This window comes from Streptomyces sp. McG3 (genome assembly GCF_018619185.1).
In the GTDB taxonomy this organism is placed as follows: domain Bacteria; phylum Actinomycetota; class Actinomycetes; order Streptomycetales; family Streptomycetaceae; genus Streptomyces.
The window spans coordinates 14,817-30,253 of the sequence record NZ_JAAXYC010000033.1 but is presented as its reverse complement, the minus strand read 5'-3'; the positions used below and the strand labels follow the sequence as shown (position 1 = coordinate 30,253).

Here is a 15,437-nt window from a genome sequence, read left to right as displayed (position 1 = left end):
CGGATGCCCGGTCGCCGGTCGGGCGTCGCGCGATTAGCGTCGAATCGTCCGTTGGCGTGGAGGTTGGAAGGGGCTGCGATGTCGTCGAAGAGTGTGGGCGTGGGTTCTCCGGCCCGGATGCCGGAGTCGTTCGTGCGGGCGGTCGGCCGGATCGCGTACGTGTGGGGCTGGCCCATGGTGTCGATGATCAACCGGCGCACCGCGTTGACGTCGGTGTCGGAGCCCGGCCTGCGGGGCGGGGTGCTGCCGAACGCGCCGCTGGGTCGGGTGTGCATGATGACCGACTACATCCCCGCCGGGCAGCGGTTCGTGGCCTGCACCAACCAGGACGTGCTGTACGGGTTCGGGTTCGGGAGCCTGGACGAGCAGCCGGCCGTGTTCCAGATTCCCGACTTCGGCGACCGGTTCTGGGTCGCGGCCGCGTGGGACCACCGCACGGACTCCTTCGCGCGCCTGGGCAAGCAGTACGGCACCGCGCCCGGGTTCTACGCCGTGCTCGGCCCGAACTGGGCCGGCGACCTCCCCGAGGGCATCACCGGATCGTTCCGGTCCACGACCGCGTTGGCGGCGTTCTGCCCTCGGGTGTTCATCGAGGACACCGCCCAGGACCGGGCGAGGGTCATGGAACTCCTGCCGTACGTCACGATCTACCCGCTGGACGAGTTCGACGGCACGATGAGGAAGGACGACTGGGCGAACGTGCCCACCTTCCCGGTCCCCGAGGCCGCCGGCGACGGCGAGATCCGCTGGGTCGACCCGGACGCGTTCTTCGACCGGTTGCCCGAGGTCCTGGACGGCGTGCCGCCGCTTCCCGGCGAGGAGGCCCTGTACCGGCAGTTCCGCGACCTCCTCGCCGCCGCCGACGCCTCACCGGAGGTCAAACGGGCGCTGGTCGACGTCGCCCGCGAGACCGAGAAGGAGATCGTCACGCCGCTGCTGCGGTGGGAGTACAACGGTCCCGCGGCCGGGAACAAGTGGTACTCCCCCACGAACAACTCGGCGTTCGGCACCGACTACCTCACCCGCACCGCGCTCGCCCGCTCGAACATGTTCGAGAACACGCCGCAGGAGACGAAGTACCTGTTCACCGACACCGACATCGACGGCGCGCAACTCGAAGGCGCCCACGCCTACACGGTGCGGTTCGACGCCGGCGAACTGCCGCCCGTGGACGGCTTCTTCTCCGTCACCCTCTACAACGAGCACCACTTCTACTACGAGAACGACCTGGGCCGATACTCCCTGGGCACCAAGAACCCCGACCTGGTGCACGGGCCGGACGGATCACTGACCCTGTACGCCGGCCACACCCCGCCCGACGGCGCCCCCACCGAGAACTGGCTGCCCGCCCCCGAAGGCGCGTTCTCCCTGTACATCCGCGCCTACTGGCCCCGACAGCCCATCCTCGACGCCACCTGGACACCACCCCGCGTCCAACGCACCCACTGACCGGCATCCTCGTCGTCTCCCCGCGCGGGACGGTGGTGGGGTGTCATCGGCCGCCTTGTTGCATCCAGGTCCACAGGTGCGGCCATTTGGCGGAGATCCTGCGGGGTCCTTCGGCGATGCCGGCGTCGGTGAGGAAGAGGATGTCGCCGCCCTTGGCGAACAGGTATTTCCAGCGCGGGGCTTCGGGAACGAGGGCGACGGCGTCGATGTCGCGCGTGAAGCCCGCCGGGAGGAACGGCCATTTCTCGGCGATCCGGCCGGATTCCAGGAGGCCGGCGTCGGTGAAGAAGCAGTACTCGTCCCCGGTCAGCGCCAGGTACTTCACCGGGCCGGTGGTCGGGCGCGCGGGGGCGAGGGCCTGCAGCGGGGCGGCGGCCGCCCAGTTCCGCACGGCCGGCCACCTCCCCGAGATCGTGTCCTGTTCCAGGAGCGCGTCGTCGGTGACGAACACGACGTCGTCGCCCTCGACGAACACGTGGATGTCGGGATCCCCGGTCCCGCCCGAGAGCGTGGCCGGGTCCTGGACGACGCCGCCGACGGGTGCGTCCCGCAGGAAGGCGGGCGGCAGGACGGCGCCCCAGCGGCCGGAGGCCCCGGCGATGTCGCCCGTCCGCAGGATCCGGCGGTCGTCGAACTCGACCCATCTCCCACCCGACAGGACCGTGTAGACCCAGCCGGAGCGCCGGACGATGGCGATCGCGGGGAGGCGGTCGGAGGGGACCGCCGACTCTTCGGCGGTGGCGGCCTGGTCGCCGTAGGCGTATCGGGAGACGAGGTCGCCGCGCGCGGTGCGGAGTTCGGCGACCTCGCCCTTGTCGTTCCAGATCGAGCGGCCGATGCCGAAGGAGTGGCCGCCCCATTCGGGATGGTCCTCGTTGGTGTAGACGCGTAACCGGTGTCCGCCGTGCAGGTAATCGTTGTGGGAGAAGACGAAGTCCTGGCCGGAGTCGCCGGCGCTCAGCCGGTAGCCCTCCAGTTGGACCAGTCCGGTGTACGGGTTGGAGATCTCGACGTACTCGTCGGCTTGGCCCGCGGCCGAACCCTTGTACCGCACGGTGTCGATGCGCGGCCGTGCGTCGTTGTTGCTCGGCAGGCACATGGTGGCCATCACCCAGAAGGAGCCGCCGGGGCCGCTCGGGGGGAAATCCCAGAAGGCGCCCGCGTAGACCGCCGAGGTGCGTTCGAGTTCGTCCACGGGCACCAGGCGCGTGATCACCGGTTCGTAGAGGCCGCCGCCCATGTCGACGGTGTCCCGGGTCCTGCTCTGCGCGTCGAAGGAGGCGTTCTCGGGATCGCCCGGGTCGCCGTAGTCCCGGTCCGAGTGCACGATCGGGTAGCGGAAGTCGTGACCACCGCCGTCGGGGAGGGACAACCGCACGGTCATCGTGAAATCGAACTGGATCGGCGGGTCGGTGATCGGGTGGTCCTCGTGGGTGATGGTACCCAGGAGGAACTCCGAGCCGTCCAGGGGGATTTCCGTGGTGCGGCCGGTGAACCGGTACGACTTGGGCGACCCGCCCGGCGGTGGCGTCCCCCAGGTCATGCGGTCGGTGTTCTGCCCCGCGACGCTCTCCGGCGTCGAGTACATGCCCGATTGGATTCCGATGGCGAACGTTCCGGTGATGGTCGCGGTCGGCACGCGGTCATTCCTCTCCGTCGTCGGACGAACCCCGACGCGTCCCGGGCCGTGACGTTCGCGGACACCGCCCGCGAAAACGAGTACCGACCCGAACACGTCCGGTGACATGGTCACAGCACACCGGCCGTCCCCACAAGAGCGGCGATCGATCGCGAGCGGCCACCTGCCGACGCCGTCCACCGTCATCGGCACGAGACGTCGTGTGACCACCTTGATCAGCCGGAGAGGTCGCCGTCGTTTCGACACCGTCACGAACACCGTGGGCACGGGATGCGTCCCGGTGAAGCCGGGCCTCACCGGCCGGGACACCGACGCCTGACCCGGAGCCGAACCGGAGGTCGGGACGCGGGACCCCTCCCGCCGGTGAGGACCTCCGACACCCCATCGGCCTGTTCGTGCCGGACCTGCGCGGGCGACGGGGCCCTTGCCCGCACAGGTCACCGGTCGCGGGACGGTGGGACGTCCCACGCCCCCACCTTCCGGGCGCGACCGCCGCGACCCGGTTCCGGGCCGGTCGAGGGGCCGAGCGCCCGGGACAGGGTTCCCGGGCGCTCCGCACGCCCCAAGAACTACGTCCCGGGACAGAGCACTCCTCCCGGGGTGTGTCTATCGGCCGTCGTTGTGCATCCAGGTCCACAGATGCGGCCATTTGGCGGAGATGGGGCGAGGCCCCTCGGCGATGCCCGCGTCGGTGAAGAAGAGGACCTGGTCCCCCTTGGTGACCAGGTACTTCCAGCGGGGGCTCTCGGGCACGACGGTGACGGAGTCGACGTCGGCCCGGAAGGCGGCGGGCAGGAAGGGCCACTTGGTGGCGATGCTTCCCGTCTCGACCACGCCGCTGTCGACGAAGAAGGCGTAGCGGTCCCCGGAGAGGGCGAGGTATTTGCGTTTCCCGCCGGCGTCCTGGGTGGGTCCCAGGGCCTGGAGTGGAGCACCGTTCAGCCACTTCCTCACATCCGGCCATCGGACGTCGAAGCCGACGTGCTCGACGAGCGCCTGGTCGGTGACGTAGGCGATGTCGTCGCCCTGGACGAACACGTATGTCGGCGCGGGTGTGGGGGCCCCGTCGAGGGTGGCGGGGTCCTGGGCGACGCCGACGACGACGGGGCCCTGCCACAACGTGCGGGGCAGGGTCTTGGCCCACCGGCCGGTGGCCTTGCCGGCGGCGTCGGCGGCGACATCCCCGGTGCGAAGTATCTGGGTGTCGTGGAACTCCACCCATCGGCCGCCCGAGACGACCGTGTAGATCCAGCGGCCGGAGGTGCGGAGCACGGTGATCGACGGGATCCGCTCCGTGGCCACCGGGTCGGGCACCGGCGGTCCGGACTCGGCCGGGGTCGACGGGGCCTGGCTGCCATAGCTGTAGGCGGAGACGAGGGTTCCGTCGGGACCGTGCAGTTCGGCGGTGTCGCCGGTGTCGTTCCAGATGGACCGGCCTGACCCGAAGGAGAATCCGCCCCACTCAGGGTGTGTCTCATTGGTGTAGATCCGGCAGCTTTTTCCGGCATGCAGCACGAGTTGAGGGAAGACGAAGTCCTGGCCACTGTCCCCGGCGTTCACCTTCCACCCCGTCAGGTCCCGGCCCTCGGTGCTCTGGTTGGTGATCTCGACGTACTCATCGGCCTGGGTGGACTTGACCTGGCCCTTGTAGAACACGTTGGTGATCGCGATTCCCGTGGCCGCGGACTCCACCGCCAGCGGGAAGCCCAGCATGACCGCCTCCCTGCCGTAGCGCTCGTTGTCGTCGAACCCCCACTCGCACCAGCCATCGAAGACACCGGCCTTGTTCACCGTCGCCGTCATGGTGACGTCCACCGAACGGGCCGGCTTCTCCCGGCCCCGGTACCAGCCGGTCTGCCCGAACAGGTCTCCCTCCGGCTGCGGGTCGTCCCGCTTGTACAACCACCCCGGCACCGGGCCGGCCGTGACCGTGTCGGCGAAGGCCACGCAGTTACCCACCGCGCGGTCACCGGTGTAGACGCTGAAATACAGCTCCCTTACCAGATCCCCGATTTGCGTGCCGTCCCCGCGAGCCGGTATACGCGCCCGGAGGGTGAAAGGCTGCCCAGCCTGCACCGGTCCGTCCGGCACCGTGATCGTCACCCGACCATCCGCCGAGGTTATTTCCTTGTAGGCCATGTGCGACTCCCCTGTTCACAGGCGACCGCCAGGCCCTCCCGGGGGTCGCCGCGCGTACATGCCTCTCGTAGTGTCCACGCCCGATGCCTCCGTGTCATCAGGACGGAACATAAAGCGACGAAGACGGGCGGAGGGGCGCGTCGGTGGCGAACTCCCCTGCCCGGCAGCCCTGTTGGGATGACCGGCCGCAGGCGACCGTGCGGCGACTGCGTCTGCGTGGACCCGGTGCGGGCGCCGGTGCGGGTGTACGAACCGTGACCCCCTGCGGGCCCGCGCACCGAAAGCGGGTCCGCGGGCGTCCTCGAACCCTGTTCACACGAAGGTGATGACGCCCACCGTGTGGATGCCGGAGACGGTGCCCAGTCCCAGGGTGCACAGGAGGACGTCGGTGGCGGGGCCGGTCAGGACGGAGGTGTAGACGGCTCCGACGATGGTGGTGGTGAAGTTCAGGGACAGGGTGCTGTTCTGTCCGGTGTTCCAGGTGATGGTCGAGGTCGAGGTGCCCGCGCCGGCGAGGGTGAGGCAGCTGCGGTTGGGGACGTGGAAGGTGCCGCCGAAGGTGCCCGAGGTGATGCCGGGCACGATGGTCGAGGTGCACCGCCGACGGCGATCGTCGCGACGGTCGCCCGGGTGGCCAGGTCCACGACCCGGACGCTGTCGGCGTCGAGGTCGGCGACGTACGCCTGGGTGCCCGATGGGCTGACGGCGACGTCGAAGGGGGAGGTCCCGACCGGGAAGGTGACGGTCACCGTGTTGGTGTCGGTGTCTATGACGGTCAGCTTCGCGGGGTCGGTGTGGGTGACGTAGGCGTGCTCGCCGTCGGGGGAGAGCGCCACGCCGGAGGGTGTGTCCTCGGTGGGGATGGTGGCCACGGTGGTCCCGGTGACCGTGTCGATCACGGGACGAGGGCGCGGGCGAGGCCCTCGTCGAGCACCTCCTCCAAGGGGGCGTCAACCTGCCGCCCGCCGCCGCCCGGGAGTTCGCCGCCCCTGTCGCAGGTCGGGCAACCACGAGGCCGGAACCACGGGACCGGACCGATCCGTCGGCTCCACGAGGATTGGAGTCGCATCAGTGCAGGTCAGCGATATCCGTTGTTTTTCGGCGAGTACTACGGAGAGGCCTTCTTCCGTAGAAGCCAGCACTTGTACCAGGTCCGCCCGCCCGGCCGGGATGCTTCACCGATATCCGCGCCCGCCCTGCGTCGGCGGCTCTACCGTCCAGCCCGAGAGTTGATCACGCGGGGCGGGCGAAAGGGGCCATGCAGTGGGGCGGGACCTGGGTCTGGACGGGGTGGTGGACCACTTCACCCTGGGCAGCGACGAGGCGGGCTGGTTACGGAACAAGGCGGGGGCCACGAGGCTGGGCTTCAGCGTTCAGCTCAAGTTCCTGACCTGGCGCGGGCGGTTTCCCAAGGCACGGCACGAACTCCCCGACGACGCAGTCGAGCACCTCGCGAAGCAGACCGGGGTGCCGGCCTCGGAGCTGGCTTTCTACGACCTCACCTCCCGGGCCGCGAAGCGGCACCGCAGTGAGATCCGGGATGCGACCGGCTGGCACGAATGCAGCCAGACGGACACCACCAAGACCGTCTCGCACCTGGTGGACGCGATCTGGCACGACGAGCGGCGCGACGAACAGGTCCGCATCGAGCTGTACCGGTACATGCGGGCCGAACTGATCGAGCCTCCGACCCCGGACCAGATCACCGCGATCCTCAAGTCCGCGCTGCACCAGGCCGACGAGCGGGCCGTCGCCGAGGTCGCCGCCCGCCTGGCGCGGGCCGAGGGGTGTCCGCAGCGGCTCGACGCACTGGTCTTCACCGACCTGCCCGGCGACACCACAACCGAGGGCGCCGACGAGGACAGCGACGACGGCGACACCGCGGATGGCGACGAGGAGGACGTCGAAGCTGTCCTCTCGCAGATCAAGGCCCATCCGGGCAACGTCAGCCTCAACTCGCTGCTGGACGAGACCACCAAACTCAAGCACGTCGGTGCCGTCGCCGTCCCGGCCGACGCCTTCACCGGGATCGGCGTGCGGGTCGTCAACGCCTGGCGGGCACGGGCCTCGGCATCCTCCCCGAGCCACCTGCGCCGCTTCGACGCCCCCGTACGCCACGTCCTGCTCGCGGCGCTGCTGTTCCAGCGGCAGCGGGAGATCACCGACACGCTGGTGGAGCTGCTGAACTCCACCGTGCACCGCATCAACGCGCGGGCGGAGAAGAAGGTGACCGAGGCGTTCGTCGCCGAGTTCACGAAGGTGAGGGGCAAGGCCGGGCTTCTCGGGAAGATCGCCGCCGCATCGCTCGGCGCCCCCGAGGGCTCGGTGAAGGAGGTCATCTACCCGGCCGCCGGCGGGGAGAAGACGCTGAAAGACCTGGTCGCGGAGCTGAAGGCCACCAACGCGGAGTTCGCCCGCAACAAGCGGGAGGTGTTCAGGTCCTCCTACAGCAACCACTACCGCAGCGGGCTGATGAAGCTGCTCGGTGTGCTGGAGTTCCATTCCTCCAATCACCGGCACAAGCCCGTCATCGACGCCCTGAAGTTGATCGGGCGGCACAAGGACTCCTCCACCACCTACCTGCCGCTCGGCGAGACCATCCCGTTGGACGGCGTGGTGCGCAAGGACTGGATGGAGTTCGCGATCTTCACCCCCGACAAGGGGCCCAAGCGCGTCATGCGCACGGTCTACGAGGCGTGCGTCTTCCAGGCCCTGCGCGAGAGGCTGCGCTGCAAGGAGATCTGGGTGACCGGCGCCGACAAGTGGCGCAACCCCGACGACGACCTGCCCGACGACTTCGAGATGAGGCGCGCGGAGTACTACGAGAAGCTCAACAAGCCGCGCGACGGCAAGGTCTTCACCGCCCAGCTCCAGAGCGAGATGCGCGCCGAGCTCGGCGCCCTGGATACCAAGCTCCCGAAGCTGCCATGGGTCACGATCAGCGGAAAGCACCGCAACGGGGCGATCAAGTTCACCGAGCCCGAGCCGCAGAAAGAGCCGAAGAACCTGCGCAAGCTCAAGAAGGCGATCCGCAAGAAATGGGGCACCGTCGCCCTCATCGACATCCTCAAAGAGGCCGCCCTGCGCACCGGAATGCTCAAGGCCCTCGCCCCGGTCGGCACGAGGGAGTCGATCGACGAGGCGAAGCTCCTGGAACGCCTGCTTTTGATCGCGTACGCGTACGGCACCAACTCGGGGATCAGCTCGGTCGCCGCCGGCGCCCACGGACACAGCGAGGAGGACCTGCGCTACACCGCCCGCCGCTACCTGACCGCCGTCGGCCTCAAGGCCGCCGGCGTCGAGATCGCCAACGCCACCTTCGCCGCCCGCTCCGAGACCGTGTGGGGCCAGGGCACCACCACCGTGGCCTCCGACTCCACGCACTTCAGAGCCTGGGACCGCAACATCTTCACCGAATGGCACTCCCGGTACGGGGGCCGCGGAGTGCTCGTCTACTGGCACATCGAAAAAGGCTCGATGGCCATTCACAGCCAGCTTCTCAACTGCACGGCCTCCGAGGTCTCCGCCGCGATCGAGGGCATGATGCGGCACGCCACCACCATGCAGACCGAGGGCAACTACGTCGATTCGCACGGCCAGTCGGAAATCGGCTTCGGACTGACCAGGCTCCTGGGCTACGACCTGCTGCCCCGCATCAAGCAGATCAACAAGGTCAAGCTGTACCGGCCCGGCCGCGAGGACGAGGACACCTACGACAACCTCGCCGACGCGATGACTCGCCCGATCCGCTGGGACGTCATCGAGAACAACTACGACCAGCTCATCAAGTACGCCACCGCGATCCGGGTCGGCACCGCCTCCACCGAGGCCATCCTGCGGCGCTTCACCCGCACCGCATCCCACCCCGTCTACCAGGCCATGCTCGAAGTCGGGCGGGCACAGAAGACTATCTTCGTCGCCCGCTACCTGCGCGACCGCGACCTCCAGCGCGAGATCCAGGAGGGCCTCAATGTCGTCGAGGGCTGGAACGGCGCCAACGACATCATCTTCTTCGGCAAGAGCGGCGAACTCTCCTCCAACCGCCGCGACCAGCAAGAACTCTCCGTTCTCGCGCTGCATCTCCTGCAAACCGCGCTCGTCTTCGTCAACACCCTGATGATCCAGGACATGCTTGCCGACCCAGAATGGGCCGACGTCCTCACCGACGAGGACAAGCGGGCTCTGACCCCGCTGTTCTGGATGCACATCCAGCCCTACGGCGAGGTACGACTGAACATGGGCAGTCGCCTCCAGCTCGCGGTCGCCGCCCCCATCGACCCTGAGCCGGAGCCGGCCGCGGCCTGAACACCAGCGCGCACCACTCGGCCCCCTCGCCGCGTCCCGGCGAGGGGGCCGTCTTCGATCCAGCTACTGACGGGTTACTTGTCACCTGGTTCGTCGCTCGTTAACGGCACCCCGTGTACAGGCGTACGCCCTCGGGCAGCGCCCGGCGGAGCTCGATCTCCCGGCCGGCGTCCAGGAGAGACACCTTGATGCCGTCGACGCGCGGCGCGTTCTCCCGGATCAGGTCGAGCACCGTGTCCGTTGCGTCGTCCAGGCTCGCGCCGCCCCAGTAACCGGCCAGCGCCGGATCGAACATGTCGCCGAGCCAGTGCAGAATCACCGGTTGCGCGGCCGAGTCGATGACCTCGCCGTATACGTGAAGGTAGTCATCAGGTCCCTTGGCCGCCGCGGAGAGCGCGCGGCTGGCCATCAGGACCGGCTGTGCGCCGGACTCCTCGACCACGGCCAACTGCGCCCGGTAGGCGCCGATGATGTCACGCAGGGTGTGGTCGGCCCCGGCGAGGTGGTCGGTGCCGACACCACAGGCCAGGAGCCCGCCGACGGCGCGCGCCTCCGTTCCGGACCGGGTGATGAGCTCACGGGTGGCGGGCCAGTCAAGGCCCATTCCGCGCTGGGCAGTGTCCATGGCGTCGGCGACGCCCAGGCCGAGGGACCACAGGTGCCGTCGGAAGGCGAGCGTGGCGTCCCAGTCGACGGCCGCCGGCGCTCCGGGGCTGTTCTGGCCCAGAGGATCGGCCACCACATGGGCGGCGGCGTAGACACGGCGGGAAGTGATCGGGCGGTCGGGCGCGTCAAGCGCGATCGGTGTCCGGAGTCGGTGGACACCGCCCGGGAGGCGCAGTTCGAGTGTCATCGGAGCTCCAGCGCGGGGACGTCGAGCCGACGGCCCTCACGGGCGGACCGCAGCCCGAGCTCGGCGAGCTGGACGCCCTTGGCGCCCTCCAGCAGGTCCAAGTGGTACGCGGAGCCGGTGACCACGTGCTTCAGGAACAGCTCCCACTGCACCTTGAAGCCGTTGTCGAACGCGCCGTTGTCCGGGACCTGCTGCCACTGGTCGCGGAACGGTTCGGTCACCGCCAGATCGGGGTTCCACACCGGCTTCGGCGTCTGCGAGCGATGCTGGACGCGGCAGTTGCGCAGGCCCGCGACGGCGCTTCCCTCCGTGCCGTCCACCTGGAACTCGACCAGCTCGTCCCGGTCCACCCGCACGGCCCAGGAGGAGTTGATCTGGGCCGTGATGCCGCCCTCCAGCTCGAAGAAGCCGTACGCGGCGTCGTCCGCTGTCGCCGCGTAGCCGTGTCCCTGCTCGTCGACCCGCTCGGGGATGTGGGTCGCGGTGTGCGCGTACACGGACCGGACCTCGCCGAACAGCCCGTCGAGCACGTACCGCCAGTGCGGGAACATGTCGAGGATCATGCCGCCGCCGTCCTCGGCCCGGTAGTTCCAGGACGGACGCTGGGCGCTCTGCCAATCGCCCTCGAAGACCCAGTAGCCGAACTCTCCCCGTACGGAGAGGATCCGGCCGAAGAATCCGCTGTCGATGAGCCGCTTGAGCTTCAGCAGGCCGGGGAGGAAAAGTTTGTCCTGCACCGCGCCGTTGCACACTCCCGCCGCGCGTGCCAGCCGCGCCAGTTCCAGGGCTGCGTCGAGGGATTCGGCGGTCGGCTTCTCGGTGTAGATGTGCTTGCCGGCAGCGATCGCGGTCCGTATGGCCTGCTCCCGTGCCTGGGTGACTTGGGCGTCGAAGTAGATCTGGGCGACCGGGTGGGCCAGGGCCTCGCCCAGGTCCGTGGTCCAGTGCTCCAGACCGTGCCGGTCGGCCAGTTCCTTCAGCTTGTGGGCGCTACGGCCGACGAGGATGGGCTCGGGCCAGATGACGGTGCCGTCGCCCAGGGGCAGGCCGCCCTGTTCACGGATGGCCAGGAGGGAGCGGACCAGGTGCTGGCGATAGCCCATGCGGCCGGTGACACCGTTCATGACGATGCCGATGACATTGCGGGACATTTTTGGCGTGTCCTTCTTCTGTGAGGTGGTGGCGCCCGAGCGGATCGCCCAAGAGGGAAAGCGCTTGCTCTCAGGTGGGCGGAGCCCGGACGACAGGAATCGGGGGTGCGGTCAGTCGGCTGCGGCCACGCAGCGGAAGCCGATGTTGCCCGCGCTGCTGTCCGGGGTGTTGGAACTGCGGGCGTCGACGCGGTAGCGGAAGCAGTAGCTCTCGTGGCAGAGGTAGGACCCTCCGCGCATCACCTTGCGGTCCCCGCTCGGTGGACCGGTGGGACCGTTCCGGGGACCGGTGGCGTGCCATGTGGGGTGGAACCAGTCGGCGCACCACTCCCACACGTTGCCGCAGGTGTTGTACAGCCCGTATCCGTTGGGTTCGTAGGCGTCGGCCGGTGCGGTGCCGAGGTAGCCGTCCTCGCCGGTGTTGCGTGCGGGGAACTCGCCCTGCCAGACGTTCATCCGGTGCGCTCCACCGGGTTCGCGCTCGTCGCCCCACGGATAGCGGGCCCGGGCCAGACCACCACGGGCGGCATACTCCCATTCGGCCTCGGTGGGCAGGCGCTTGCCTGCCCACTTCGCGTAGGCGCGGGCGTCACGCCAGGTGACGTGGACCACCGGGTGGTCCATGCGGGCGGCGATACCGGATCCGGGACCCTCCGGGTGGCGCCAGTCCGCGTGCGCGACCTCCCGCCACCACGGTGTCGTCGGTACGGGGCGACCGTGGTGTGCACCCGCGGGCAGCAGGCCGGCGAACACGAAGGACGTGCCGAACCGCTCCGCCAGCGTCACCCAGCCGGTGGCGTCGGTGAACTCGGCGAACGCCTTGTTGGTGACGGTCGTGGTGTCCATCAGGAACGGCGCGAGGTGGATCTCACGCACCGGGCCCTCGCCGTCGGCCGCGTACCCGTCGCCGGCGTCCGTACCCATGAGGAAGGTGCCACCGGCAAGGTGCGCCATGTTCCGACGTTCTACGACATCCTGTTTGCGCGCTGACGGCGCGTCCGGCACACGGGGCTCCGGCCCTGCCGCGGTGGCACGACTTGCGGAGCAGCACGAGGTCTGGAGCATCGGGGCAACACCTGATTCGGTACGGACGGTTGATGGAAGGGCACGCCCAGGTGGGGGGGGCGTCGCTCTGCCAGCAAGTACGGAGAGAAGTGGGTCAGCCGGGCAGCGTGACGGGCACGCCTGCTGCACGGCTGCGGCGGGCGGCCTCAACGATGGAGACAATCTCGGACACCTCGGCCAGGGGGACGTTGGGGGCGCCACGTCGGCAGGCGTCCACGATCGAGGTGAGCAGGCCACTGAGCATGGGCGGCCCCGCCTCGATGGTGAAGTGGCGGTCTCCGGCCGGGCCGCTCAGTCGTCCGGTGGTGAGCGGCGACCATTCCTCGTCCCCGCCGAGCGTCGCGACCCGCCCGTCGGACCAGGTCAGTGTGGTGCTCCCGCTCGCCGACGCGTCGACGCCCACGCATCCAGGTCCGAGCGCCGCGACGGCGAGGTCGACCAGATGTACGCCGTACCAGTCGAGGACCGGGTGTCCCGGCTGGGTGGGCAGCGGACCGGTCAGGTCCACCCGGTCGATCCGGCCGGAGCCGACGGCGTCGCGGAATTCGGGGGTGAAGCGCTTGGGCGAGCCGGCCAGCGGCAGACATCCGGAGGCGGAGGCGCAGCCCAGCATGTGACGGGCGTCGCGCGTCGTGAGTGCGAAGCGCGTGTCGACGTAGACCGGCTTCCCCAGCGGGGCAAGCCGCGTGAAGTACCCGGCGTGGGTGCGGGCGTCGGAGGCGACGACGAGCAGGGCGTCGCAGTGCTCGGCCACCTCCTCGGGGCTTGCCCGCAGGGGGACCCCGAGTGCCGTCACCTCCTGCGCGAAGGATTCGATGCGGTCCCGACCGGGAGGGAAGTCCGCGGCCGCTTCGCCCTTCCACGCGGCCGTGATCGTGCCGCCGGGGACGGTGCCGGTGACTCCGTCGCCGAAGAGGCGAATGAAGGAAGGCGCGTGCGGGGAGTCGACGCCGATGAGTCCGAAGCGGAGCGGAGCGGCAGGCGAACCGGGGATCATCCCTTCACCCCCGACGAGGTGATGCTGGCGACGATGTGCCGTTGCAGCAGGATGAAGATGACGAGGCACGGGATGAAGCTGACGAACGCGGCGGACATGATGCCGGCCGTCGACACGGTCTCGGTGTGCAGCGTGGCGAGTCCGACGGTCAGGGTGCGGGCCTCGTCGCTCTGCCCGACGATGAGGGGCCAGAGCAGGTCGTTCCAGTGCCACAGGAAGACGAAGATGGCGAGCGTGGCGAGCACGGGGCGGATGAGGGGCAGCACGATCCGGGTGAAGGTGCGCCACTCCCCCGCCCCGTCGATGCGGGCCGCGTCGAACAGTTCGTCGGGCAGGTCGCGGACGAACTGCCGGATGAGGAAGACGGCTTGTGCGTTGGCGAGGGTGGGCATGATCAGCCCCCACAGCGTGTTCACGCCGTCCATGCGGGCGACGAGGATGAACGTGGGGATGAGCGTGGCCTGCATCGGCACCATCAGGGTGGCGACGATCGCCCACAGCATGGCGTTGCGGCCGGGGAACCGCTTGCGCACGAGGGCGTAGGCGGCCATGGACGCGGTGAGCAGGATGACGACCACGGAGACGGCCGAGTAGACGAAGGAGTTGAACAGCCAGAGCGGGAATTCGCCGACCTCGAAGATCCTGGTGACGTTGTCGAGGGTCAGGGAGTCGGGGATCGCGTGCGGCAGCGTCGGGGCGCCCTCGGGCGAGAGGGCCAGGACGACGACGGTGAGCAGCGGCGCGACCGTGAACAGTGAGATGACGGTCAGGGCTGCGGCGGGCAGCCACTTGCGCGGCCGGTGGGCGCGTGCCCGCCGGGAGGCGACAGCCGAGGTGGAGGTGGTCACTTGGTCTCCTTGCCTTCGACGAGGCGCCGCTGGATGAGGGACAGGATCAGCACGATGACGAAGAGGACCATGCCGATCGCCGCCGCGTAGCCGAAGTCGAGGAACTTGAAGCCCTCGTCGTAGAGGAAGTAGATGAGGCTGTGGCTGGCCCGGTTGGGGCCACCGCCGGTCATCACGTAGATGGTGTCGAACACCTGGAAGCCGATGATCGTCTCGATCACGAGGACGAAGAAGAGCACCGGTTTGAGCAGGGGCAGCGTCACGTGCCGGAAGGCCTGCCAGCTGCTCGCCCCGTCGATGCGCGCGGCTTCGTGCACCTCCGCCGGCTGCGCTTTCAGTCCGGCGAGGAAGACGAGCATCGAGTATCCGAAGCCCTTCCAGACGGAGACCAGGGCCAGGCAGGCGAGCACCAAGAGCTGGTCGCCGGTCAGGAAGGGCACGGGGCTGAGTCCGATTCCGCCGAGGGCGGCGTTCAGCGGACCGTCGGTCGCGAAGATCCACGACCAGATGATGCCCGCCATGACGAAGGAGCTGAGGTAGGGCAGGAAGAGCACCGCCCGGAATGTGCCGGTGAACCGCACCAGTTTGTTCAGGAGCAGCGCGCCGACGAGGGAGACGACGATGATGAGCGGTACGAAGATGAGCACGTAACTCATCGTCACGCCGAGGCTCTTCCAGAAGTGCGGGTCGGAAAAGAGGCGCGTGTAGTTCTCGCCCCCCAGCCAGGTGACGTCGCCGTTGAGGCGGTAGCGCGTCATGCTCATGGCACCGGCGCCGGCGATGGGGAAGAACTTGAAGACGGCGAAGATGACGAGCGTCGGCAGCACGAAGAGGATGCCGGCCATCGCCTCACGGCGCCGCAGGCGGCGGGCCGCGGGGTTGCTGGGAGTGTGGTGCATGGGTGCAGGATGGCGGAGCGGTCTGCTGTCCGAGCCTTTGCTCGGAGGTGTGTGCACGGACATGGCGGCCTATCAGCGTGGAGGAGGCGGGT

The 15,437-nt window shown here is 69.1% G+C and carries 10 protein-coding genes and 2 pseudogenes; 2 read left to right on the top strand and 10 right to left on the bottom strand.

Annotated elements, in window-relative coordinates; all coding sequences use genetic code 11:
* Positions 1-78: 78 nt before the first annotated feature.
* On the top strand, positions 79-1,449 hold the full coding sequence (locus HET64_RS08415) for a DUF1254 domain-containing protein (protein WP_215103432.1): 1,371 nt from the start codon (positions 79-81) through the stop codon (positions 1,447-1,449).
* A gap of 43 nt (positions 1,450-1,492) precedes the next feature.
* Here the strand turns inward: HET64_RS08415 and HET64_RS08410 are convergent, their stop codons facing one another.
* From HET64_RS08410 to HET64_RS40035, 4 genes and pseudogenes are all read right to left on the bottom strand, one after another.
* Positions 1,493-3,088: a lamin tail domain-containing protein gene (locus HET64_RS08410; RefSeq protein ID WP_215103431.1), complete on the bottom strand. Its 1,596-nt coding sequence runs from the start codon at positions 3,086-3,088 to the stop codon at positions 1,493-1,495.
* A 606-nt stretch (positions 3,089-3,694) separates the two neighbouring features.
* Positions 3,695-5,035, bottom strand: a complete 1,341-nt coding sequence (locus HET64_RS08405) for a lamin tail domain-containing protein (RefSeq protein ID WP_215103430.1) — start codon at positions 5,033-5,035, stop codon at positions 3,695-3,697.
* Positions 5,036-5,539: 504 nt separating this feature from the next.
* A complete protein-coding gene (locus tag HET64_RS38905) occupies positions 5,540-5,809 on the bottom strand; it encodes a hypothetical protein (RefSeq protein ID WP_251144987.1) in 270 nt (89 codons plus the stop codon).
* A gap of 56 nt (positions 5,810-5,865) precedes the next feature.
* Positions 5,866-6,063: pseudogene (locus tag HET64_RS40035) on the bottom strand (YncE family protein); the annotation flags it as partial.
* Positions 6,064-6,490: 427 nt separating this feature from the next.
* On the opposite strand from HET64_RS40035, the gene HET64_RS08395 reads away from it, so the two are divergent.
* Complete coding sequence (locus HET64_RS08395; protein ID WP_215103428.1) at positions 6,491-9,532, top strand: Tn3 family transposase; 3,042 nt, start codon at positions 6,491-6,493, stop codon at positions 9,530-9,532.
* Positions 9,533-9,641: 109 nt separating this feature from the next.
* Here HET64_RS08395 and HET64_RS08390 read toward each other — a convergent pair.
* The 6 genes and pseudogenes from HET64_RS08390 to HET64_RS08365 all read right to left on the bottom strand — a co-directional run.
* Positions 9,642-10,385, bottom strand: a pseudogene (locus tag HET64_RS08390) (DUF993 family protein); the annotation flags it as partial.
* On the bottom strand, positions 10,382-11,536 hold the full coding sequence (locus HET64_RS08385) for a Gfo/Idh/MocA family protein (RefSeq protein ID WP_215103426.1): 1,155 nt from the start codon (positions 11,534-11,536) through the stop codon (positions 10,382-10,384). The pseudogene HET64_RS08390 and the gene HET64_RS08385, both read right to left, overlap by 4 nt.
* 111 nt (positions 11,537-11,647) lie before the next feature.
* Positions 11,648-12,601 (bottom strand): formylglycine-generating enzyme family protein, encoded by a 954-nt coding sequence (locus tag HET64_RS08380; protein ID WP_215103425.1) that lies wholly within the window; start codon positions 12,599-12,601, stop codon positions 11,648-11,650.
* A gap of 94 nt (positions 12,602-12,695) precedes the next feature.
* The gene (locus HET64_RS08375) at positions 12,696-13,598 is read right to left on the bottom strand and encodes a Gfo/Idh/MocA family protein (protein WP_215103424.1); all 903 of its coding nucleotides are present in this window, start codon (positions 13,596-13,598) and stop codon (positions 12,696-12,698) included.
* Positions 13,595-14,446 (bottom strand): carbohydrate ABC transporter permease, encoded by an 852-nt coding sequence (locus HET64_RS08370; protein WP_308369913.1) that lies wholly within the window; start codon positions 14,444-14,446, stop codon positions 13,595-13,597. Before HET64_RS08370 ends, HET64_RS08375 begins: the two co-directional genes overlap by 4 nt.
* Positions 14,443-15,345 carry a carbohydrate ABC transporter permease gene (locus HET64_RS08365; RefSeq protein WP_215103423.1) on the bottom strand — a complete coding sequence of 301 codons (903 nt, stop codon included), beginning with the start codon at positions 15,343-15,345 and terminating at the stop codon, positions 14,443-14,445. The genes HET64_RS08370 and HET64_RS08365 overlap by 4 nt, the downstream gene beginning before the upstream one ends.
* Positions 15,346-15,437: the final 92 nt, after the last annotated feature.